The 20,395-nt window shown below is 67.6% G+C and carries 20 protein-coding genes; 8 read left to right on the forward strand and 12 right to left on the reverse strand.

Annotated elements, in window-relative coordinates; genetic code table 11:
- Positions 1–119 precede the first annotated feature (119 nt).
- The 3 genes from FG154_RS14720 to FG154_RS14730 all read left to right on the forward strand — a co-directional run bounded on the left by FG154_RS14720 (position 120) and on the right by FG154_RS14730 (position 4,158).
- The gene (locus FG154_RS14720) at positions 120–2,012 is read left to right on the forward strand and encodes a propionyl-CoA synthetase (protein ID WP_145109464.1); all 1,893 of its coding nucleotides are present in this window, start codon (positions 120–122) and stop codon (positions 2,010–2,012) included.
- Between the two features lie 125 nt (positions 2,013–2,137).
- Positions 2,138–2,707 carry a hypothetical protein gene (locus tag FG154_RS14725; RefSeq protein WP_246100311.1) on the forward strand — a complete coding sequence of 190 codons (570 nt, stop codon included), beginning with the start codon at positions 2,138–2,140 and terminating at the stop codon, positions 2,705–2,707.
- The gene (locus FG154_RS14730; RefSeq protein ID WP_145109466.1) at positions 2,704–4,158 is read left to right on the forward strand and encodes a sigma-54-dependent transcriptional regulator; all 1,455 of its coding nucleotides are present in this window, start codon (positions 2,704–2,706) and stop codon (positions 4,156–4,158) included. Before FG154_RS14725 ends, FG154_RS14730 begins: the two co-directional genes overlap by 4 nt.
- On the opposite strand, the gene FG154_RS14735 is transcribed toward FG154_RS14730, so the two are convergent.
- From FG154_RS14735 to FG154_RS14780, 10 genes are all read right to left on the reverse strand, one after another.
- Positions 4,128–5,129 carry a glutathione S-transferase family protein gene (locus FG154_RS14735; protein WP_145109468.1) on the reverse strand — a complete coding sequence of 334 codons (1,002 nt, stop codon included), beginning with the start codon at positions 5,127–5,129 and terminating at the stop codon, positions 4,128–4,130. The genes FG154_RS14730 and FG154_RS14735 overlap by 31 nt on opposite strands.
- A gap of 47 nt (positions 5,130–5,176) precedes the next feature.
- A complete protein-coding gene (locus FG154_RS14740; protein ID WP_145109470.1) occupies positions 5,177–6,955 on the reverse strand; it encodes a coiled-coil domain-containing protein in 1,779 nt (592 codons plus the stop codon).
- On the reverse strand, positions 6,952–8,067 hold the full coding sequence (locus tag FG154_RS14745) for a protein-glutamate methylesterase/protein-glutamine glutaminase (RefSeq protein ID WP_145109472.1): 1,116 nt from the start codon (positions 8,065–8,067) through the stop codon (positions 6,952–6,954). The genes FG154_RS14740 and FG154_RS14745 overlap by 4 nt, the downstream gene beginning before the upstream one ends.
- 2 nt (positions 8,068–8,069) lie before the next feature.
- Positions 8,070–8,906 (reverse strand): protein-glutamate O-methyltransferase, encoded by an 837-nt coding sequence (locus FG154_RS14750; RefSeq protein ID WP_145109474.1) that lies wholly within the window; start codon positions 8,904–8,906, stop codon positions 8,070–8,072.
- The gene (locus FG154_RS14755) at positions 8,906–9,439 is read right to left on the reverse strand and encodes a chemotaxis protein CheW (RefSeq protein ID WP_145109476.1); all 534 of its coding nucleotides are present in this window, start codon (positions 9,437–9,439) and stop codon (positions 8,906–8,908) included. The genes FG154_RS14750 and FG154_RS14755 overlap by 1 nt, the downstream gene beginning before the upstream one ends.
- A gap of 104 nt (positions 9,440–9,543) precedes the next feature.
- Entirely contained in the window at positions 9,544–10,035 is a 492-nt protein-coding gene (locus tag FG154_RS14760; RefSeq protein WP_145109478.1) for a chemotaxis protein CheW, read from the reverse strand.
- On the reverse strand, positions 10,032–11,999 hold the full coding sequence (locus FG154_RS14765) for a chemotaxis protein CheA (RefSeq protein WP_186312383.1): 1,968 nt from the start codon (positions 11,997–11,999) through the stop codon (positions 10,032–10,034). Before FG154_RS14765 ends, FG154_RS14760 begins: the two co-directional genes overlap by 4 nt.
- Positions 11,996–12,361 carry a response regulator gene (locus FG154_RS14770; RefSeq protein WP_145109481.1) on the reverse strand — a complete coding sequence of 122 codons (366 nt, stop codon included), beginning with the start codon at positions 12,359–12,361 and terminating at the stop codon, positions 11,996–11,998. The genes FG154_RS14765 and FG154_RS14770 overlap by 4 nt, the downstream gene beginning before the upstream one ends.
- Positions 12,358–12,624, reverse strand: coding sequence for an STAS domain-containing protein (locus FG154_RS14775; RefSeq protein WP_145109484.1), 267 nt, complete (start codon positions 12,622–12,624; stop codon positions 12,358–12,360). The genes FG154_RS14770 and FG154_RS14775 overlap by 4 nt, the downstream gene beginning before the upstream one ends.
- Before the next feature lie 368 nt (positions 12,625–12,992).
- The gene (locus FG154_RS14780) at positions 12,993–13,241 is read right to left on the reverse strand and encodes an accessory factor UbiK family protein (protein ID WP_145109487.1); all 249 of its coding nucleotides are present in this window, start codon (positions 13,239–13,241) and stop codon (positions 12,993–12,995) included.
- Positions 13,242–13,345: 104 nt separating this feature from the next.
- On the opposite strand from FG154_RS14780, the gene lgt reads away from it, so the two are divergent.
- From lgt to pgeF, 3 genes are read left to right on the forward strand one after another with little or no spacing between them, the layout of a single operon-like run.
- A complete protein-coding gene (gene lgt / locus FG154_RS14785) occupies positions 13,346–14,224 on the forward strand; it encodes a prolipoprotein diacylglyceryl transferase (protein ID WP_145109491.1) in 879 nt (292 codons plus the stop codon).
- On the forward strand, positions 14,221–15,282 hold the full coding sequence (locus tag FG154_RS14790) for a class I SAM-dependent methyltransferase (protein WP_145109494.1): 1,062 nt from the start codon (positions 14,221–14,223) through the stop codon (positions 15,280–15,282). Before lgt ends, FG154_RS14790 begins: the two co-directional genes overlap by 4 nt.
- Positions 15,279–16,031 carry a peptidoglycan editing factor PgeF gene (gene pgeF, locus FG154_RS14795; RefSeq protein ID WP_145109497.1) on the forward strand — a complete coding sequence of 251 codons (753 nt, stop codon included), beginning with the start codon at positions 15,279–15,281 and terminating at the stop codon, positions 16,029–16,031. Before FG154_RS14790 ends, pgeF begins: the two co-directional genes overlap by 4 nt.
- A 28-nt stretch (positions 16,032–16,059) precedes the next feature.
- On the opposite strand, the gene FG154_RS14800 is transcribed toward pgeF, so the two are convergent.
- A complete protein-coding gene (locus FG154_RS14800) occupies positions 16,060–16,560 on the reverse strand; it encodes an Lrp/AsnC family transcriptional regulator (protein WP_011907322.1) in 501 nt (166 codons plus the stop codon).
- 222 nt (positions 16,561–16,782) lie between these two features.
- On the opposite strand from FG154_RS14800, the gene trxB reads away from it, so the two are divergent.
- Positions 16,783–17,721: a thioredoxin-disulfide reductase gene (gene trxB / locus FG154_RS14805; protein WP_145109500.1), complete on the forward strand. Its 939-nt coding sequence runs from the start codon at positions 16,783–16,785 to the stop codon at positions 17,719–17,721.
- Between the two features lie 187 nt (positions 17,722–17,908).
- Positions 17,909–19,615, forward strand: a complete 1,707-nt coding sequence (locus tag FG154_RS14810; protein ID WP_145109503.1) for a bifunctional sulfate adenylyltransferase/adenylylsulfate kinase — start codon at positions 17,909–17,911, stop codon at positions 19,613–19,615.
- 313 nt (positions 19,616–19,928) lie between these two features.
- Here FG154_RS14810 and FG154_RS14815 read toward each other — a convergent pair whose 3' ends face one another.
- Positions 19,929–20,231 (reverse strand): 4a-hydroxytetrahydrobiopterin dehydratase, encoded by a 303-nt coding sequence (locus FG154_RS14815; RefSeq protein WP_145109506.1) that lies wholly within the window; start codon positions 20,229–20,231, stop codon positions 19,929–19,931.
- Between the last annotated feature and the right edge of the window lie 164 nt (positions 20,232–20,395).

A 20,395-nucleotide genomic window follows, 5' to 3' on the forward strand; every position in this document is an offset into this window, starting at 1 on the left:
ATGGTAGCGCAAAACGTGACCAAAGGCCGCGGAGCCCCTCTCGAAACACCCTTGAAACAATCTTGCGTCGCAGCGCAACCCGACATAACAGAACATGCGCGCCGAGGGGAGGGTATACAATGGCATACGCAAGTCTCTACAAGTGGTCTCTCGAGGATCCCAACGGCTTCTGGATGAAGGCGGCCGAACAGATCGACTGGATGAGCCCGCCCTCGAAGGCGCTGTTCGACGAGAAAGAGCCCTTCTACGAGTGGTTTTCCGACGGCATGGTCAACACCTGCTGGAACGCGGTCGATCGCCATGTCGAGGCCGGTCGCGGCAAGCAGATCGCGATCATGCACGAAAGCCCGATCACCCATTCCTCCAAGGGCATCACCTATGCCGAGCTGCAGCAGCGCGTGGCCTCGCTCGCCGGTGCGCTGCGGGCGAAGGGCGTCGAAAAGGGCGATCGCGTCATCATCTACATGCCGATGATCCCCGAGGCCCTCGAGGCGATGCTCGCCTGCGCCCGCCTTGGCGCGATCCATTCGGTGGTGTTCGGCGGCTTTGCCGCGCATGAACTTGCCGTCCGGATCGACGACTGCAAGCCCAAGGCGATCATCGCGGCCTCCTGCGGTCTCGAGCCGAGCCGCGTGGTGCATTACAAGCCGCTCCTCGACCAGGCGATCGAGGAGGCCAGTCACAAGCCCGACTTCTGCGTGATCTTCCAGCGCGAGCAGGAAGTGGCCAAGCTGATCGAGGGCCGCGACGTGGCCTGGCACACGTTCCAGTATGGCGTGGAGCCGGCCGAATGCGTGCCGGTCGAGGGCAACCACCCGGCCTATATCCTTTACACCTCGGGCACGACCGGCCAGCCGAAGGGCGTGGTGCGGGCGACCGGCGGCCATCTCGTCGCGCTGAACTGGACGATGAAGGCGATCTACGACATCGACGCGGGCGACGTCTTCTGGGCCGCCTCGGACGTGGGCTGGGTCGTGGGCCACAGCTACATCTGCTACGGGCCGCTGATCGCGGGCGCCACCACCATCGTCTATGAAGGCAAGCCCGTCGGCACCCCCGACGCGGGCGCCTTCTGGCGGGTGATGCAGAACCACAAGGTGAAGACCTTCTTCACCGCCCCCACCGCGCTGCGCGCCATCAAGCGCGAGGATCCGCAGGGCGAGCTGATCAAGGACTACAACCTGCGCAACCTCAAGGCGCTCTTCCTCGCGGGCGAGCGCGCGGACCCGGACACGATCGTCTGGGCGCAGAAGAACGTGGGCGTGCCGGTGATCGACCACTGGTGGCAGACTGAAAGCGGCTGGGCGATCGCGGCGAACCCGATGGGGATCCAGCCGCTGCCGGTCAAGGTCGGCAGCCCCTCGGTGCCGATGCCGGGCTATGACGTGCGGGTGCTCGACGAGGGCGGCCACCAGCTTCCGGCCGGCCAACTCGGCGCCATCGCGATCAAGCTGCCGCTGCCCCCCGGCACGCTGCCGACGCTCTGGAACGCGCAGGATCGCTTTGTCAAAAGCTACCTCACCCACTTCCCCGGCTACTATGAGACCGGCGACGCGGGCTACATCGACGAGGACGGCTACGTCTATATCATGGCCCGCACCGACGACGTCATCAACGTCGCGGGCCACCGCCTCTCGACCGGCGCGATGGAAGAGGTGCTCGCCTCGCACAACGATGTGGCCGAATGCGCGGTCATCGGCGTCTCGGACGAGCTGAAGGGCCAGGCGCCGCTCGGGTTCCTTTGCCTCAACAAGGGCTCGAACCGCGCGCCGGACGATGTGGTCAAGGAATGCATCAAGCTCGTGCGCGAGCAGATCGGTCCCGTCGCCGACTTCAAGCGCGCCTGCGTGGTGGACCGCCTGCCCAAGACGCGCTCGGGCAAGATCCTGCGCGGCACCATGGTCAAGATCGCCGACGGGCAGGAGTTCAAGATGCCCGCCACGATCGACGATCCGATGATCCTGGACGAGATCCGCGAGGCCCTGCGGACCGTCGGCTACCCGCGCGCCTGAGCCGCCGAAGTGCGCCGCAGCCCGTGCTGCGGCGCAATACAGCACAACCGAAGGCTGAAGGGCCCACTGGACTTTGGCACCCCAGCAGGTAACCTGCGGGCCACATGCTGCCCCCGAAAAGACCCATGGCAATGACGGTCCCTCAGGATGCTCTCACCGCCGGCTCGGGCGACGCGGCGACTCGCGGACGTCGCGAGGCGGATGTCGCGGCCACCCTCGCGGAGGCGATGGCGCGGCTTGCCGAACTGGAACAGCTCGTCGGACCGGGGCCGACGGCGGCGCTGCGACTGACGCTTTCGCGGCTGGATGCGCAGATCCGGGCGGATGAGCCCGCATCCAAGGCCCCCTCCTCCGAGGCGGTGGATGAGGTCCGGTTCCGCCGTCTGCTCGAGATAGCGGGCCCCGACACGGCGGATGAGCTGGTCCACCGCCTCCACCTCGACCTCAAGAGCACGCGCGAGCGGCTCGACGAGGCGATGGCCGCGGCCGACTGGATGGAGATCCGCGCCCAGACCCATGTGCTCGTGAGCCTGGCAGGCACGGTCGGCGCGGCGGATCTGCAGCGCCTGTCGGAAGAGCTGAACGCGGCGGCCCATCTGCGTGACCGGACCCAGGCCGTCGGCCTCAAGACAGAACTGCTGATGCGTCTTGACGGTCTCCTCGCCTTCGTGGCCAGACAGCGGGATGGTTCATGAGTCCCGCTGCCCGTCCGGTCGGCACGGAAAGCCGCGCCCGCGGCGGGTCGCCCGCCGAAGCGGGGCGCCCCCGGCCGATCCTGCTGATCGAGGACACGCCGTCCCTGCAGATGGTCTATCGCTCGGTCCTCGCCTCGGCCGGACACCGGGTCGCCGTGGCCGGGACGGCCGCCGAAGGCCTGACCCGCTTCGGCGAGGTGCTGCCCAATGTGGTCCTGCTCGACCTGATGCTGCCGGACCGCGACGGGCTGGAGCTCATGCAGGACATGCTCCGGCTGCGCCCCGAGACGAACGTGATCGTGATCACCGCAAACGGCTCGATCAACAAGGCGGTCGAGGCGATGCGGGCCGGCGCGCACGAGTTTCTGGTCAAGCCCTTTGACGAGCAGCGGTTTCTCGGCGCGGTCGAGAATGCCGCCATCGCGCGCGAGACCCGCCAGCTGCGCCGCCCCCTGCCCGAGCCGAACGCGCCTCCGGCGACGACGAGCGCCTTCCTCGGCTCCTCCGACACGATGGCCCGGATCCATGCCAAGATCCGGTCTGCGGCGCGGTCGATGGCGACCGTCTTCATCACCGGCGAGAGTGGCACGGGCAAGGAACTCTGCGCCCTCGCGGTGCACGACACCTCGCCCCGCGCCTCGGGTCCGTTCATCGCCCTCAACTGCGGCGCGATTCCGCAGGACCTGCTCGAATCCGAGGTCTTCGGCCATGTGAAGGGCAGCTTCACCGGCGCGATCGCGGACAAGCCCGGCGCGGCGGCGGCGGCCGACGGCGGGACGCTCTTCCTCGACGAGATCTGCGAGATGGCGCCCGCGCTGCAGACCAAGCTCCTGCGGTTCCTGCAAACCTCGATGGTCCAGCCGGTCGGCGCGACCCGGCCGCGCAAGGTCAATGTGCGCATCGTCTGCGCCACCAACCGCGATCCGCTCGATGCGGTGCGTCGCGGCCAGTTCCGTGAGGATCTGTATTACCGGCTGTTCGTCGTTCCGATCCACATGCCGCCGCTGCGCGATCGCGGCAACGATGTGATCGAGATTGCCGAGGCCGCCCTTGCCCGCTTCGCCGCCGAAGAGGGCCGCGACTTCTTCGGCCTCGACGCCGAGGTGAAGGCGCTGTTCCGGCGCCACCCGTGGCCGGGCAACGTGCGTCAGGTGCTGAACGTGATCCGCAACATCGTCGTGCTGAATGACGGCGGCCTCGTGACGATGCGGATGCTGCCCGACGCCTTCACGGACCATCTCGAGCTGCCGGAAGAAGAGCCGCCCGCCCGCCCGGCGCCGACCGACGAGCCGACGGCTGACAGCCTGATTGGACGGACGCTCGCCGAGATCGAGCAGATCGTGATCGAAGCCACCATCGCGCGCCATGGAGGCTCGGTTCCCAAGGCGGCTCGGGTTCTCGACGTGTCGCCCTCGACACTCTACCGCAAGCGCGAGGCCTGGAAGAGCTGATCCCGCCCGTGCGGCGCATCGAACGCCGGATCGGGCGTCAACGGCACGATCCGGTGCGGGTTTATGTGATCGTGACTGTAGTAATAGTGCTGCAGAATGTGATCGAAATGCACCGTCTGCGCCACTCCCGGCCATTGCCACAGCTCGCGCAGCCACGCCCACAGGTTCGGATACTGGACGATCTGGCGGCGGTTGCACTTGAAGTGCGTGTGATAGACCTTGTCGAACCGCACCAGCGTGGTGAACAGCCGCCAGTCGGCCTCGGTGATGCGGTCGCCCACCAGATAGCGCCGACCCGCCAACCGATCCTCGAGCCAGTCGAGCGTCTGGAACAGGGCGGTGGCCGCCTCGTCGTACGCCTCCTGCGAGGTCGCGAACCCCGCGCGATAGACGCCGTTGTTGACCGTCTCGTAAATTCGCTCGTTGAGCCGGTCGATCTCGTGCAGATGCTCGGCCGGCAGGAAGTCCGCGTCATTGCCGGTCAGACGATCGAAGGCCGAATTGAACATGCGGATGATCTCGGCCGATTCGTTGTTCACGATCGTCTCGCGCTCGCGATCCCACAGCACCGGCACCGTGACACGCGCCGACAGGCCCGGATCGGCCCGCAGATAGACGTCGCGCAGGAACGCCTGGCCGTGAAGCCGATCCCCCGTCGCACCCGCAAAGGAGGCCTCGAAGGTCCAGCCATCGTCCATCATGTGCGGATGCACGACCGAAACGTCGATCAGCGGCTCGAGCCCCTTGAGGCTGCGAAAGATCATCGTGCGATGCGCCCAGGGGCAGGCGTGCGAGACATAGAGATGATAGCGGCCCGCCCGGGCGGCAAATCCGCCCTCTCCCGAGGGGCCGGCCTCGCCGTCGGCCGTGATCCAGTTCCGAAACTGCGCCCGGCTGCGCACGAACCGGCCGCCGCTCGCGCTGGTGTCATACCAGTTCGGGTGCCAGACACCCTCGATCAGTTCACCCATGAGATCCTCCTTCCCCCCAGCTAGCGCGAAGAGCCTGAGGACAAGGGCTAGAAGAAGATGTCGTCCAGCTCGACCTCGGACTCTTCGCCCGCCCCGGCAAGCGGTTGCGCATCGAGCGGCGCGGGATCGGCAGGCGATTCTGCCGGCGCCGCGCTGCCGCCGGCGCATGTGGCGGCCGCCACGATGGCATCATGGATGCGGCGCTCGTCCGGCACCGTGTAGCGGGCCCGCACCGATGCCAGCAGCGTCCCGGCGGCCGAGCCGGGTTCCACCGTCATCGCGCTGCCCTGCAACATCGTGCGCCGCCGCACCATCTGCTCGCGGAAGACCTGCAGACTGGTCAGGTTGCGCCTGTAACCGCTCATGAGGCCGGCCGCCGTCTCCAGGCTGGCGGTCAGGATGCGGCCCGCCTTGCCGAAGGCGTGCCCCGTCTCATCATGCGCCTCGTTCGCTTCCCGCAGGATCTCGCGGATGGACCGCGCCCCTTCGGCCACCCGTTGCATCTCCTGCTCCAGTCCCGATACCGCCTCGGCTCCGATGGCGGACGCCCGCTCCTGCGTCAGTTCAAGGCGGCCGTGGAGCCGCGTGAAAACGGCCGCGGATACCTGCGTGAGGTCGCGGAGCTGGCGCGAAATCTCCTGAAGCGCGCGCCCCTCCTGGCCCAGCTTTGCGCAGACGATCACCGCGTTCAGACCGAAGAGACGCACGAGATCCTCGATCCGGCGCATCCGCTCCTCATGATGACGGATCTTCTCCAGGTGAGAGGCGACGCGCGCGGCATGGCTGGCGAGCAGACGAAGGTGCTCGGTGCACCGCGCCAGCCCCGCCTCCACCGCTTCGGCACGCCCGACCATCGCGTGCAGCGCACCGCCGCCGCGCTGCGCCTCGCCGAGGTAGAGACCGCGGGCAACGGCAATGGCCGCATCGGCATTGCCCTGCACATCGAGAAAGTTGCGGGTGGCGTCGTCGAGATCCCCGGTCAGGCCGCGAACGGTCGCATCCGTCTGGCCCACCCCGATCTCGAGCAGCAGGGACTGCAGATCCGGCTGCCCCTCGGCCTGCTCCAGCGAATCCGAGGTAAGATCCCGGATGTGCTCAAAGCGTTGCCGGGCGCTGTCGCCCGCCTGCAGCGCGAGAATGAGGTGCGAGACGCCGGTGAAGATCCCCTCCATCCGCCGCGCCAGCGCCAGGTTGCCATCGGCCATGCGCTGCTGGTCGGACTGCACCTCGGCTGCGGATGCCCCGATGGCGGCCAGATTGGGCAGCACCAGTTCGCGCAGGGTCTGCGACAGATGCGCAGCCTCTCCGTCCATCGCATCGGTGGCGGCCGCGATCTCGTTCATGGCCTCATCCACCTCGGCCACCAGATCGGCGGCCTCGGCGGCCATGCGCGTCAGACCGCCCGTGAAGGCCTCGACCCGCTGGCGGCTGCTCGTCAGCATGTTGCCGATGATCCGCGCCTGCAGCTTCACGATCGAGATGGCACGGATCGTCGCCATCAGATCGGTCACCTCCGAGCGCATGGCGGACACGGCAGACCGCAACGCTCGGGAGGCCTCTTCGGAGCGTGAGAACTCCTGCGCCAGCGCGGTGATCTGGGCCCCAGTGGCGGCCGTCAGGGCCGCGAACTGGGCGTTGCGGGCAGGCCCGAGCGCCGCATCAAGCCGTGCAAAATCCGCGCGCAACCCGTTCAGCTGTCCGACGGCCATGGAAAGCGTCTCGCCGGCACGCAGGAACGTCTGCTCGGTGCTGAGCAGCACGAAATCGAGAGGATGGGCCGGCTGGGCGATACGAGCATTCTCCCGCAGGCTCGCTTCGTATTTCACCGGACCATCCTTTCTGCAAATCTGCGTCCGAACTCTGTGATGCGGAGCGCGATCCTGTCGAGCGGCTCGACCTTCTGGATGCCGCCGTGGGCCACAGCCTCGCGCGGCATCCCATAGACGACGCAGGTCTCTTCATTCTGGGCGATCGTCTCGGCGCCGGCCGCGCGCATCTCGGCCATGCAGCGCGCACCGTCATCGCCCATCCCGGTCATGATGATGCCAAGGGCGTTGGCGCCGGCCTCCTGTGCGGCCGATCGGAACAGGACATCGACTGAGGGGCGGTGCCGGCAGACATAGGCGCCGTCGAGCACCGAGACGCGGTAGCCCTGGTTCCGGCGCCGGAGCAGCAGATGCCTGTCCCCCTGTGCGATGATCGCCCGCCCGGGCAACACCTGCATCTCGTCCTCGGCCTCGAGCACCTCGATGGCACAGAGGGAATTGAGGCGTCGCGCGAAGGCGGCGGTGAAGCCCCGCGGCATGTGCTGCACGATGACGATCGGCGGGGCCGACGCCGGAAGCGCCGTCAGAACGTCGCGCAGCGCCTCGGTTCCGCCCGTCGAGGCGCCGATGCAGACCACCGGCATCGTGTCGGGCACCGGCCGGGGCGGACGCGCGGGCAGGATTTCATCCGCCGTCAGCTTGGGGCCGGGGGCAAGGGGACGCGGCTCGGGCTGCGAGCGTCGGCGCACCGTTTCGGAAGACGCCCGGATCGCGTCGCAGATGCGGATCGAGGCCTCCTGCCTCTCCAGGTCATTGCGGGCGGCGGGCTTCGAAATCACTTCCCTGGCCCCAAGTTCGAGCGCGGCCACCATTGCGTCCGAGCCCGCGCCGACATGGCTTGAGCAGACGACCACGGGGATCGGGTGCTGCTGCATGATCTTTCGCAGGAAGGTGAGGCCGTCCATGCCCGGAAGTTCCAGATCAAGCAGAATCACATCGGGCAGTTCGGTCCGCATGGCCCGGGCGGCAGCATAGGCATCGGGAACGGCGGCCATGACCTGAAGCGCCGGATCGCTTTCGACGATCACCTTGAACATGGCCCTTGCCGCTGCGGAATCGTCCACGATCAGGACGCGGGTTGGGGTAGAGGGGGCTGCCGCGCGAAGAGCCATGATCAGGTCTTTCGGAAGATGGAGGGGGAGTGCTGTGTCAGATGCGGATGGCTCACCACCATGGATTCGGAATGGCCCACCATCAGGTAGCCACCCGGCCGGAGGTGACTCACCATCCTCGAAACCACCGCGGCCTGATCCTCTGCGCCAAAGTAGATGAGAACGTTCCTCAGGAAGATGACGTCAACATCCCGATCCACGGCGTAGGTCTGATCCATCAGGTTCAGGTGCATGAACTGCACCCGGTCGCGGAGTTCGGGAACAATGCGCGCGGTTCCCGCGTGCGTGGGAGTGCGGGCCTTCATCGTGTAGCGCGCGCGCAACTCGGCCGGCACGGGCGCCAACTGCTCGGTGGAGTAGATGGCGCGCTGCGCTCTTTCGAGCATGCGACGAGAAATGTCGGTCCCCAGGATGGCGAAGGAAAATCGCTGTCCCGACCGCTGCGCCTCGGCCAGGACGATGGCCGTGGTGTAGGCCTCGGCCCCTTCGGAACTGGCCGCGCTCCAGATCTTGAGGCGGGGGGCGTGAGGGCTCGTCCGCCGGATGGCTTCCGGGACGATCTCGCGCACGAGCACATCGAAATGGACCGACTCCCGGTAGAAGTCGGTCTTGTTGGTGGTCAGCAAGTCGATGACCAGCGGCAGCTCTTCCTCGAGAAGACCGTCGTCGAAGAGCCGCGCGAGGTAGCCGTCGAACCCGGTTGCCCCCACCGCCGCAATCCGCGGCCGGAGCCGCGACTCGATCATCTGGCGGCGATGGACCGGCAACTGTATGCCGGTCCGGCTCCGGATCAGATCCGAAAAGCGCTGGTCATGCGGGCAGCGGAGCATCTGGTTCATCAGACGAGGCCCTGACGCGCCTCGGCAAAGACCGTCAGCCGGGCAGGATCCATGAGCCGGTCGATGTCGAGCAGGGTGACGAAGGCGCCGTTGCGCTTGCCGATGCCCAGGACCGCCGTGTCGGTCCAGTTCAGCATGTCGGCGCTGCTCATCTGCTGCATCCGGCCTTCATCGAGAGTTGTGACTTCGATGACCCGCTCGGTCTTGATGCCGACGACATGACGTTCTTCCGGCCCGCCGATCCAGGTGACCAGAATCCGGCTGTGGCCCGTGTCCTCGATCGGAGGAAGACCAAGGAGACTGCGCAGATCCACGACCGGGACCCCGGCTCCGCGAACGTCGCAGAGCCCAAGCAGGTGGGCAGGCGCATTGGGCAGCGGCGCGATGGGGCGCAGGTCCAGGATCTCCTGAACCCGTTCAACGGGCAGAGCGTAGAGCATCTGCCCGGCTGCGAACGTCACCACCGAAGGAGCCTCGGCAGAGGACACCTCTTCGCGCGGCGCCAGTGCGGAGAAATCCGTCATCGTGTTCATTTTCATTCTCCAAAGCCAGGTTCGCAAACGCGCAGACCCGTTGGCCGCGCCCAGGTGATCGTGTGGTGCCGGCACCAGGCCGCCGGACGCGGCCCGCCGCCGCCTCAGGCAGCGGCCGTTCCGGAAGCAGAAGCCAGAGAGGCGAAGATGTTCGACAGATTTGGCAACAGCAGCAGCCCCTTCTTCGTCCGGAAGACGCCCTGGACGAAGGCGTGCGGCCAGCTGCTCCCCTTGGGGGGCAGCGCCTCCATCGTCGCGCGCTCCAGTTCGGTCACTTCAAGCACCGCATCGGCCGAGATCGCGACGATCGTTGGCTCGTCCCCCAGTTCGACCTCGACAACCAGCATCTTGCTTGCGTCGGTCTGCGGCTCTTCCGGGATGCCGAAGGCGAAGCGCAGCTCGGCCATTGGCACGACAGCCCCGCGGACGTTGATCACCCCTGACACTGACTGGTCGGCCGTCGGCACGCGCGTCACGGGCAGCGGATCAAGGATCTCGCGCAGCGCCGAAGCGGGGATCGCCAGCATCTGACGCCCGAGCCGCATGGTGACGACGGTCATCATGGCCGCCGGTTTCAGTTCGACGATGTTGGTCATGCAGCCACTCCCCTCCGATCCTCGACACCCTGGCCCACGCCGGCCAGATGCGGCACATCAAGGATCAATGCCACGGTGCCATCGCCCAGGATCGTGGCACCCGAGAAGGCCCGGACGCCCGAATGGAGGCGAGACATCTGCTTGATCACGATCTGGTTGGTGCCGATGATCCGGTCGACCACCGCCCCGGCGCGAGTCTCGCCCGCGCGGACGATGACGACGGTCTGGAACTCTCCCGGTGCGCCGGGGCTGGCGAACATCCTGCGGAGACGGACCAGCGGAACCAGACGGTCACGAACGTCGAGGAAGTCCGAACTGCCATCCTCTTCGATCCGATCGGCCGGAAGCTCGACGATCTCCTGCACGGCGGCGAGCGGTATCGAGAACCGCTCTCCAGCCACTTCGACCAGCAGACCCTCGATGATGGCGAGCGTCAGCGGCAGGCGCAGCGTGAAGGTGGTTCCCCGGCCTTCGACCGATTGCACCTCGATCGAGCCGCGCAGGCCCTCGATCGTCTTCTTCACCACATCCATGCCAACGCCGCGGCCGGAGATCTCGGTGATCGACTCAGCCGTCGAGAAGCCCGGTTCGAGGATCAGGGCGTTCATCGCGCTTTCGGTCAGGATTGCGTCGGGACCGATGAGGCCATTCGCGATCGCCTTGGCCCTTATTCGGTCGCGGTTGAGCCCGCGTCCGTCGTCGCTGATGCGGATCACGACCTCGGCGCCGGAATATTCCGCCTCGAGCATGATCCGCCCCTCGGCAGGCTTGCCCGCGGCGGCGCGGTCGGCGGGGGACTCAAGTCCGTGATCGACCGAGTTGCGCAGCATGTGCACGATGGGATCGGCGAGCTGTTCGATGACCGTCTTGTCGAGTTCGGTTTCCTCGCCGCGGACGATGAAGCTCACCGGTTTGCCGATGGTTTCCGACAGGCCGTGGATCAGGCGGCGGAAGCGGCCGATCATTGACCGGACCGGCACCATGCGGATCCGCATGGTCGTGTCGCGCAGGCCGGCGGCGAGACGGCTGATCTCTTCCGCGGCCGCCATCAGCGCCGGGTCGCGGCTTTGCTGGGCGAGCTGCAGCAGCCGGGCGTCGGCGATCACGAGTTCGCCCACGCGGTCCATCAGGTGATCCAGACGCTCGGCGGCCACGCGCATCGTCGCGCCGGCCTTGTCCGCCTGCAGTCCCTCTTCCGACGGCTTCCGCGCGGGCGCAGAGACCGGCTCTGCCACGGGCGTTTGGTCTGAAGCCGCTACCGCCGTGCGATCCGACGCCTCGGCCTGGGGCGCCTCGAGCCGCAGATCCACATCGTTGAACAGGAACACGTTGTCGATCGCGTCCCGCGCGATGCCGCTGGGGAAGTCCATCGACCAGCCGATCATGCAGACTTCAGGATCGAGCGCATCCAGCGCCGGCACCTCGGAGAGGTCGGCGCGGATGTCCGTGGCGCCAAGCTCAAGAAGCTCGGCCAGCAGCAGGTCCGGGCGCGCGCCCAGAGCCAGCGCGTTGCCGGTCAGGCGGAACCAGAGGCGGTTCGCCTGCCCCGTGGGCGCCGCCTCCGGCAAAGGCGCCGTGCCGGCGGCATTGCCGGTGGCGCCCACCGCCGCCTCGAGCGCCGCAAGGATCGCGGCGCGCCGACCGTCCGGGTCGGCCTTTTCCGACAGGAAGCCGATGATCTCGTCGCGCGCCTCGAGCGCGAGGCGGATGATCTCGGGCGTGACGGCGGCCTGCCCCGACCTGAGCAGGTCGAACGCCGATTCGAACGCATGGACGAAGGCCGCCATGTCGGCGAAGCCGAACATCGCCCCCGATCCCTTGATCGTGTGGAGGTCGCGGAAAACCGCGTTGATCAGGTCACGATCTCCCGGCTGGTCGCTCAGATCCAGAAGGCCCCGCTCGAGGCTTTCAATAAGATCCGTCGCTTCCTGCCGAAAGACGGCCATCATGTCGTCGTCCATCATCCGAGCACCTTCTTGATGACGGCGAGCAGCTGCGGCTGGGTGAATGGCTTGACCATCCACCCCATCGCCCCTGCCTCGCGGGCCTGTTGCTTGAGAGTGTCGGCGGAATCCGTGGACAAAAAGATAATGGGTTTGCCCTTGCTCTCGGGATGCTGCCGGAAGGCGCGAATGAAGCCGAGGCCGTCGAGGTTCGGCATGTTCTGATCGGTGAGTATCGCATCGACCTGATGGCTGAGGGCCTTTTCAAGGCCCTCCTTCCCGTCGGTGGCCTCGATCACCTGATAGCCCGCCTCGCGCAGGGTCATGGCGACCATGCACCGGATCGAGGGGGAATCATCGACGGCGAGAACGGTCTTGGTCATGCGGCAACCTCGTCCGGCGCGATCCCCAGCGCCTCCAGCAGCGCGGCGAGGGGAGACCCCGCGCACTGCAGCGAGAATGTCCTGCCCAGCATCGACGCGCTGCGCGCCGCCGAAAGCAGCACCTGCACGACCGCCGCATCCGCGCCGGCAAGCTCCGAGGCATCGACCTCGACGTCGCCCGCGGCGAGGGCTGCCTCGAGCCGCTCGATAAGACCGGGCGCATCCTGCAGACGCAGGTCCCCGGAGAGCTTCAGTGGGTTCATCCGCTTCTTCCCTTGGTCTCGTCCAGCCCCGGCAGGCCTGCACCTGGGGGATCATCGGCTGGAGGCTACCGAAAGGAACGGCGCAGCACGCCCCGGGTTTATGGCGAAGGCCGCCTGTCTTGAGGAAAGGGGCGCAGCCTTTCGTTCAAGATACATCCGAAAGAAGGGCTGTCGTCGGGCTGGCGATCGCGGTCAGGGACCGGATTTCGCGCCATGAAAGGTCGCGCCCCGCGGTGCGGGACGGCCAAGGACTTCGGAACGGCAAGGGAGAACGACTCGGTTAACGGCCGCGCAGGGGGCGGGGCCTGCCACACCCGCTGCTCATGGGCGGCGGGCCGAACGGGCCGCCCGCCCCGGCCGGCAAGGCCTCAGCCCCGGGTCTTCGCCTCGAGGGCGGCGATACGGGCGGACAGCGCCTCATTCTCTTCGCGCGCCTTCTGGGCCATCGCGCGGACGGCATCGAACTCCTCGCGGGTCACGAAGTCGCGGTCGGCCAGCCACCGGTCAAGAAGGCCCTTCATCGCCGTCTCGGCCTCGGTCTTGGCGCCCTGCGCCACACCCATGGCGTTGGTCATGAGCTGCGACATGTCGTCGAAGAATTTGTTGCGGGTCTGCATGCGGTTCCCTCCAGCGATCGGCCCTATATGGTCTTGCACCTCCTTGCGCGCAAGGTTGACTTCGCCGCAGCCGCGCCGGACAACCCCGGCCGAAAGGAAAAGCCATGGCCTATATCCCCTTCCCCGACATCTCGCCCGAGATCTTTTCGGTCGAGCTGTTCGGAACGACCTTCGCGCTCCGCTGGTATGCGCTGGCCTATATCGCGGGCCTGCTGATCGGCTGGCGGCTGGTGCTGCGCATGATCCGGTCGGACCGGCTCTGGACCTTCGGCGCCCCCATGACCGAAGACCAGCTCGAGAGGCTGCTGACCTGGGTGATCCTCGGCGTGATTCTCGGAGGCCGGCTGGGCTTCGTGCTCTTCTACCAGCCGTCCCACTACCTCGCCCATCCGCTGGACGCGCTGAAGGTGTGGGAGGGGGGCATGTCCTTCCACGGCGGCTTCCTCGGGGTGATGGTTGCCGTCATCGCCTTCTGCCTCAGGGAACGCATTTCCGTCCTGCCGGTGGCGGACCTGCTGGCGGCGGCCACGCCGCCGGGCCTGTTCCTCGGGCGGATCGCCAACTTCATCAATGCCGAGCTGTGGGGCCGGCCGACCACCCTTCCCTGGGGCGTGGCCTTCCCCGGAGAAGCCGCGCAGACCTGCCCCGGCATCGAGGGCATCTGCGCCCGCCACCCGTCGCAGCTCTATGAGGCGGCGCTCGAGGGGATCGTGCTGTTCGCGATCCTCGCGATCCTCATCTGGCGGCGCGGCTGGCTGCGCTGGCCGGGGGCCGTGACCGGCGCTTTCCTCGCGGGCTACGGCTGCGCACGCTTCCTCGTCGAGTTCGTGCGCCAGCCCGACGCGCAGTTCGTGACACCCGGCAATCCGCTCGGCCTTGCGTGGGAAATCGGCGGCTACGGGCTCACGATGGGGCAGATCCTGTCGCTGCCCATGATCCTCGTGGGGATCTACTTCATGCTCCGCACCCGGCGGACCGCGTGACGGCGCTGGCCGGCATCCTTGCGCGGCGGATCGGCGCCACGGGGCCGATCACGGTGGCCGACTACATGGCGGAGTGCCTGCTCCATCCCGAGCACGGCTACTATTCCACGCGAGAGCCCTTTGGCGCGGCGGGCGACTTCACCACGGCGCCGGAAATCAGCCAGATGTTCGGGGAGCTTCTGGGCCTCTGCCTCGCGCAGGCCTGGCTCGACCAGGGGGCGCCGGCGCGCTTCACGCTGGCCGAGCTGGGGCCGGGGCGCGGGACGCTGATGGCGGACGTGCTGCGCGCCACGCGCGGCGTTCCGGGCTTTCACGCGGCCGCGCAGGTGCGGCTGGTGGAAGCCTCGCCCCGGCTGCGCACGCTCCAGCGCCAGAGGCTCGGGGACCATCCGGCCGAGTGGCTCGATCGGGTGGCGGACCTGCCCGAGGCGCCGCTCTTCCTTCTGGCCAACGAATTCTTCGATGCGCTGCCGATCCGCCAGTTCGTGCGCGGGCCCACCGGCTGGCGCGAACGGATGATCGGCCTTGACGGCGGCCGCCTCGCCTTCGGGCTCGGTCCCGAAACCAGCTTGGCAAGCCTTGAGCATCGGCTGAAGGACACGCAGCCCGGCGAGATCGTCGAGCTTTGCCCGGCGGCGGGCCCCATAATGTCCGAGATCGCCCGGCGCATCGACGGCCACGGAGGGCTGGCGCTGGTGGTGGATTATGGCGGGTGGCGGTCGCTCGGGGACACGCTGCAGGCCCTTCGCCGTCACCAGTTCGACGATCCGCTGGCCGCGCCCGGCGAAGCGGACCTGACGGCCCATGTGGATTTCGAGGCCCTGGCCACGGCGGCCCGCCCCTGCGCCACCGCCTTCACGACGCAAGGCGCGCTGCTGCTGCGCCTCGGCCTTGCCGAACGCGCCGAGCGGCTCGCCCGCGCCCTCGAGGGAGGGGCACTTGCCAGTCACCGCGCCGCATCTCACCGCTTGACCGACGCTGCCGAAATGGGAACGCTCTTCAAGGCGCTGGCGGTGTTTCCGCCGCAAGGACCGGCGCCCGCAGGATTTGACGCATGATGGAACTTATTACGGCCGACGCTCTCGCCCCCCTCCGCCACGGGTTCTTCACCCGGAAGGGAGGCGCCTCGTCGGGCATCTTCTCGGGCCTGAACTGCGGCCCCGGCTCGAGCGATCTGGCAGAGGTCGTCACCATCAACCGCGCCCGCGTGGCCGAGGCGATGGGTGTGCCCGCGGATCATCTGGTCACGGTGAACCAGGTTCACTCGCCGGACGTGCTGCATGTGACGGGCCCGGTGGCGGACCGGCCGCGGGCGGATGCGCTGGTCACGGCGACGCCCGGCATCGCCATCGCGGTGCTGACGGCCGATTGCCAGCCGGTGCTGATGGCCGATGTCCAGGCAGGCGTCATCGCCGCCGCCCATGCGGGTTGGCGCGGCACAAGGGCCGGCGTGCTCGAGGCGACCGTCACCGCGATGGAGGGGCTCGGCGCCCGGCGCGAGCGGATCGTCGCGGTGATCGGCCCGACCATCAGCCAGCGCGCCTACGAGGTGGGCCCCGAATTTGTCGAGGATCTCATCGACGAGGACCCGGAGGCGGCGCGCTTCTTCGCCACAGGCACGGGCGATCGGGCCCTGTTCGACCTGCCGGCCTTCGGGCTCGCGCGGCTGCGCGCGGCGGGGGTGGGACACGCCGAATGGACGCGGCACTGCACCTATCACGATCCCGAGCGGTTCTTTTCCTACCGTCGCACGACACATGCCGGCGAAGCCGACTACGGGCGGCTGATTTCGGCCATCCGGCTCTGAGCGCCGCGGGCCCCGACGGGATGCCGGCTCAGGCGCTGCGCTGGAGCCGCGCCTCGAGCACGTCGAAGGGGACCCCCGGCTCGTCCTTGGCGCAGCGGATCACGAGGCTCGTCTTGACCGAGGCCACGTTCTCGGCGGCCGTCAGTTCCTGCGTCAGGAAGCTCTGGAAGCTGGGCAGGTCGGGGGCCACGCATTTCAGGATGAAGTCGATCTCGCCGTTCAGCATGTGGCACTCACGCACCAGGGGCCAGGCGCGGCAGCGTGCCTCGAAGGCCGAAAGATCGCTCTCGGCCTGGCTGTGCAGCCGCACCATGGCAAAGACCTGAACCTCGAACCCAAGCTCGCGCGGGTCGATGTCGGCGTGATAGCCGCGGATATAGCCCGCCTCCTCCAGCGTGCGGACGCGCCGCAGGCAGGGCGGCGCCGAGATCCCCACGCGCTTGGCAAGCTCGACATTGGTCATTCGGCCGTCGCCCTGCAGCTCCGCCAGAATGTGACGGTCGATGGGGTCCAGTTTCGATCCGGCCATGAAGCTCTCCTTGCTGCCGGGAGATTCTAGAGGCTCTGGCCGCGCTGCGCAATATTGTTTCGCGGGCGCATCAAAAACCTTGGCTCCATTGCGGAAAACCGTCGTCGCGCGCAATGCGGGTATGGACACTCGATCCGGGGGCCGGCCCCGGCAATGAGGGCTTCCGGCCCGCTGCGGCAGGTCCTATATGAGGCGCCGGGAAAAGACCATGAGGGGCAAGGCATGTCCGAGACGCGGCACACGAGGGTTCTGATCATCGGCTCGGGGCCCGCGGGCTATACGGCGGCCGTCTATTCCGCCCGGGCGATGCTGAACCCGCTGCTGATCCAGGGGCTGCAGCCGGGCGGCCAGCTCACCATCACCACCGAGGTCGAGAACTGGCCCGGCGACCGCGAGGTGCAGGGCCCCGACCTCATGGTGCGCATGGAAGAGCACGCGAAGGCGATGGGCGCCGAGGTGATCTCGGACTACATCGCCTCGCTCGACCTGTCGCAGCGGCCCTTCACGGCCCATGCCGACAGCGGCACCACCTACACGGCCGACGCGGTGATCCTGGCCACCGGCGCGCAGGCGCGCTGGCTGGGCCTGCCGTCCGAGGAGAAGTTCAAGGGCTTCGGCGTCTCGGCCTGCGCGACCTGCGACGGCTTCTTCTATCGCGGCAAGGAAGTGGTGGTGGCCGGCGGCGGCAACTCGGCGGTCGAGGAGGCCTTGTTCCTGACCAACTTCGCCACCAAGGTCACCGTGATCCACCGCCGCGACTCGTTCCGGGCCGAGAAGATCCTGCAGGAGCGGCTGTTCAAGCACCCCAAGATCGAGGTGATCTGGAACCACACGATCGAGGAGGTTCTGGGCACCGAGGCGCCGCTGGGCGTGACCGGCGTGGTCGCCAAGCACGTCCAGACCGGCGAGACGGTCGAGATCCCCTGCGCGGGCTTCTTCGTGGCGATCGGCCACGCTCCGGCCAGCGAACTCGTCAAGGACCAGCTGGAGTTGCACCACGGCGGCTATGTGAAGGTCGAGCCCGGCACCACGCGGACCTCGATCCCCGGCGTCTTCGCGGCGGGCGACCTGACCGACCATGTCTATCGCCAGGCCGTTACCTCGGCCGGCATGGGCTGCATGGCGGCGCTCGATGCGGAACATTTCCTCGCGAGCCAGTAGGTCGCAGGGCACATCGTCCCCCTCTGGCGGCGCCCTCGGACGGGCGTTCGCCGGAGGGTGCTAATGATGGCATTTTTGCCTTATTCGACAGGAGCTACGGGGTCCGCGCTTGAACCACTGCAGGGCTCGGGCTACTCCCAGCCCGAAACCGGGGCAGCCCGGTGCATTCCCGCAAAGGCGATCCGCTATGTCCCTTCCGAACCATGCTCCCGTTCCCGAACTCTACGTCTCCTACGACTCGGCGCAGAAGCTGAAGGCCGACGCGGGCAACCTGCCCTCGTGGGACCTCACCCAGCGCCAGGTCTGTGACCTCGAGCTGCTGATGAACGGTGGCTTCCACCCGCTGAAAGGCTTCCTGACCGAGGCCGACTACGACGGCGTGGTCGAGAACATGCGCCTCGCTGACGGCCGCCTCTGGCCGATGCCGATCACGCTCGACGTGAACGAGAAGTTCGCCGAGACGGTCGAGCCGGGGCAGGACATAGCGCTGCGCGACGCCGAGGGCGTGATCCTCGCCATCCTGTCGGTCACCGACAAGTGGGTTCCGAACAAGGACCGCGAAGCCGAGAAGGTCTTTGGCGCCAACGACCTCGCCCATCCGGCGGTGAACTACCTGCACAACACGGCCGGCAAGGTCTATCTCGGCGGGCCGATCACCGGCATCCAGCAGCCCGTCCACTATGATTTCAAGATGCGCCGCGACACGCCGAACGAGCTGCGCGCCTTCTTCCGCAAGATGGGCTGGACCCGCGTGGTCGCCTTCCAGACCCGCAACCCGCTGCACCGCGCCCATCAGGAACTGACCTTCCGCGCCGCCCGCGAGGCGCAGGCCAACCTTCTGATCCACCCGGTCGTCGGCATGACCAAGCCGGGCGACATCGACCATTTCACCCGCGTGCGCTGCTACGAGGCGGTGCTGGACCAGTATCCGACCTCGACCACCACGCTCAGCCTGCTGAACCTTGCGATGCGCATGGCCGGCCCGCGCGAGGCGGTCTGGCACGGCCTGATCCGCCGCAACCACGGCTGCACCCACATGATCGTCGGCCGCGACCACGCCGGGCCCGGCAAGAACAGCCAGGGGCAGGATTTCTACGGCCCCTATGACGCGCAGGAGCTGTTCAAGGCCCATGCGGAAGAGATCGGCATCGAGATGGTCGATTTCAAACAGATGGTCTATGTGCAGGAAAAGGCCCAGTATTACCCGGTGAACGAGGTTCCCGAGGGCTCGACCGTGCTTGATATCTCGGGCACTGAACTGCGCCGCCGCCTGCGCGAAGGGCTGGAGATCCCCGACTGGTTCTCGTTCCCCGACGTGGTGACGGAGCTTCGCCGCACCTCGCCCGCGCGCTCCAAGCAGGGCTTCACCGTCTTCTTCACGGGGCTGTCGGGTTCGGGCAAGTCCACGATTGCCAACGCCCTGATGGTCAAGCTGATGGAGATGGGCGGCCGCCCGGTGACGCTGCTGGACGGCGACGTGGTGCGCAAGCACCTCTCGTCCGAGCTTGGCTTCTCGAAGGAGCACCGCGACATCAACATCAAGCGCATCGGCTATGTCGCCTCCGAGATCACCAAGAACGGCGGCATCGCGATCTGCGCGCCGATCGCGCCCTACACGGCCACCCGCCGGGCGGTGCGCGAGATGATCGAGGCCTTCGGCGCCTTCATCGAGGTCCATGTCGCGACCCCGATCGAGGAATGCGAGAAGCGCGACCGCAAGGGGCTCTACAAGCTCGCCCGCGAAGGCAAGATCAAGGAGTTCACGGGCATCTCGGACCCTTACGAGACACCCACGAAGGCGGAACTCGTGGTGGACACCACCAATGTTGACGTGGACCACTGCGCGCATCAGGTGATCCTGAAGCTCGAGCAGATGGGCCTCATTCGCGCCTGAGTCATGGGCGCCCGCCCGGCGACATGACTTGCGGTTCAGGACAGAGCCCGCCCTCGAACGGGGGCGGGCTTTCTCTTGGCCGGCGCTTGTGGCCTGCCGGGCCTGAACGGGCGTGGATAACCCCGGCCATCAGGGCAGTCGGATGAGGGCCGGTCGTTCTGGGGTCGGGAGGATCAGGCACCCCGGCGGTGAAAGGACTGCGCACGAATCCGGCCGAGCCGCCTGAAGCCGACACAGGGTCAGGCGGGTGGCATGACCGGAGCAGCACCTGACCGCTCGGCGCGTTCGGGCGGTCGCCGCGGCGACGGCCGGGTCACTCGGGACTGGCACCGCCTTGGGGTCCGGCGGCCAGAGCATCCATCTTCTGTGCGAGCTTCAGGTCGCGCGCGGTCAGCCCGCCCGCATCGTGGCTTGTAAGGGTCACCTCGACCCGCCCGTAGGAGTTGCGCCAGTCCGGGTGGTGGTTCCACTTCTCGGCCCAGAGGGCCACCCGGGTCATGAAGCCGAAGGCGGTCACGAAATCGGGGAACGCGTAGGTCTTGCAGATCGCCCGCTGATCCTCGCCGACGCTCCAGCCGGCGGCGAGGACGGAGGTGAGGTCAGGCGCCCCGGACATCGGCCGCTCCTCGGGTGAGGGCATCGCCAAGCGCGTCCGCGTCCGTCCGGCGCGCGATCCGCCGCCGCGGGCGCGGGTTCGTGCCGAGCGTGAGCTTGTCCATGCCTCTCGTATTGCCTCATGAAGGAATGTTCCCGAAGCGGTGGCTGTCGCCTCATCCGGAA

It is taken from the genome of Cereibacter sediminicola (genome assembly GCF_007668225.1).
In the GTDB taxonomy this organism is placed as follows: Bacteria; Pseudomonadota; Alphaproteobacteria; order Rhodobacterales; family Rhodobacteraceae; genus Cereibacter_A; species Cereibacter_A azotoformans.

Coding starts and splice junctions, on each gene's coding strand:
- FG154_RS14760 (WP_145109478.1), bottom strand. CDS start 10,035: ATGACCAACATCGTCGAACTGAAACCGGCGGCCATGATGACCGTCGTC.
- FG154_RS14725 (WP_246100311.1), top strand. CDS start 2,138: ATGGCAATGACGGTCCCTCAGGATGCTCTCACCGCCGGCTCGGGCGAC.
- FG154_RS14765 (WP_186312383.1), bottom strand. CDS start 11,999: ATGATGGACGACGACATGATGGCCGTCTTTCGGCAGGAAGCGACGGAT.
- pgeF (WP_145109497.1), top strand. CDS start 15,279: ATGATGGAACTTATTACGGCCGACGCTCTCGCCCCCCTCCGCCACGGG.
- FG154_RS14735 (WP_145109468.1), bottom strand. CDS start 5,129: ATGGGTGAACTGATCGAGGGTGTCTGGCACCCGAACTGGTATGACACC.
- FG154_RS14750 (WP_145109474.1), bottom strand. CDS start 8,906: ATGAACCAGATGCTCCGCTGCCCGCATGACCAGCGCTTTTCGGATCTG.
- FG154_RS14745 (WP_145109472.1), bottom strand. CDS start 8,067: ATGGCTCTTCGCGCGGCAGCCCCCTCTACCCCAACCCGCGTCCTGATC.
- FG154_RS14800 (WP_011907322.1), bottom strand. CDS start 16,560: ATGGCCGGATCGAAACTGGACCCCATCGACCGTCACATTCTGGCGGAG.
- FG154_RS14770 (WP_145109481.1), bottom strand. CDS start 12,361: ATGACCAAGACCGTTCTCGCCGTCGATGATTCCCCCTCGATCCGGTGC.
- FG154_RS14730 (WP_145109466.1), top strand. CDS start 2,704: ATGAGTCCCGCTGCCCGTCCGGTCGGCACGGAAAGCCGCGCCCGCGGC.
- FG154_RS14775 (WP_145109484.1), bottom strand. CDS start 12,624: ATGAACCCACTGAAGCTCTCCGGGGACCTGCGTCTGCAGGATGCGCCC.
- FG154_RS14720 (WP_145109464.1), top strand. CDS start 120: ATGGCATACGCAAGTCTCTACAAGTGGTCTCTCGAGGATCCCAACGGC.
- trxB (WP_145109500.1), top strand. CDS start 16,783: ATGTCCGAGACGCGGCACACGAGGGTTCTGATCATCGGCTCGGGGCCC.
- FG154_RS14815 (WP_145109506.1), bottom strand. CDS start 20,231: ATGTCCGGGGCGCCTGACCTCACCTCCGTCCTCGCCGCCGGCTGGAGC.
- FG154_RS14780 (WP_145109487.1), bottom strand. CDS start 13,241: ATGCAGACCCGCAACAAATTCTTCGACGACATGTCGCAGCTCATGACC.
- lgt (WP_145109491.1), top strand. CDS start 13,346: ATGGCCTATATCCCCTTCCCCGACATCTCGCCCGAGATCTTTTCGGTC.
- FG154_RS14755 (WP_145109476.1), bottom strand. CDS start 9,439: ATGAACACGATGACGGATTTCTCCGCACTGGCGCCGCGCGAAGAGGTG.
- FG154_RS14810 (WP_145109503.1), top strand. CDS start 17,909: ATGTCCCTTCCGAACCATGCTCCCGTTCCCGAACTCTACGTCTCCTAC.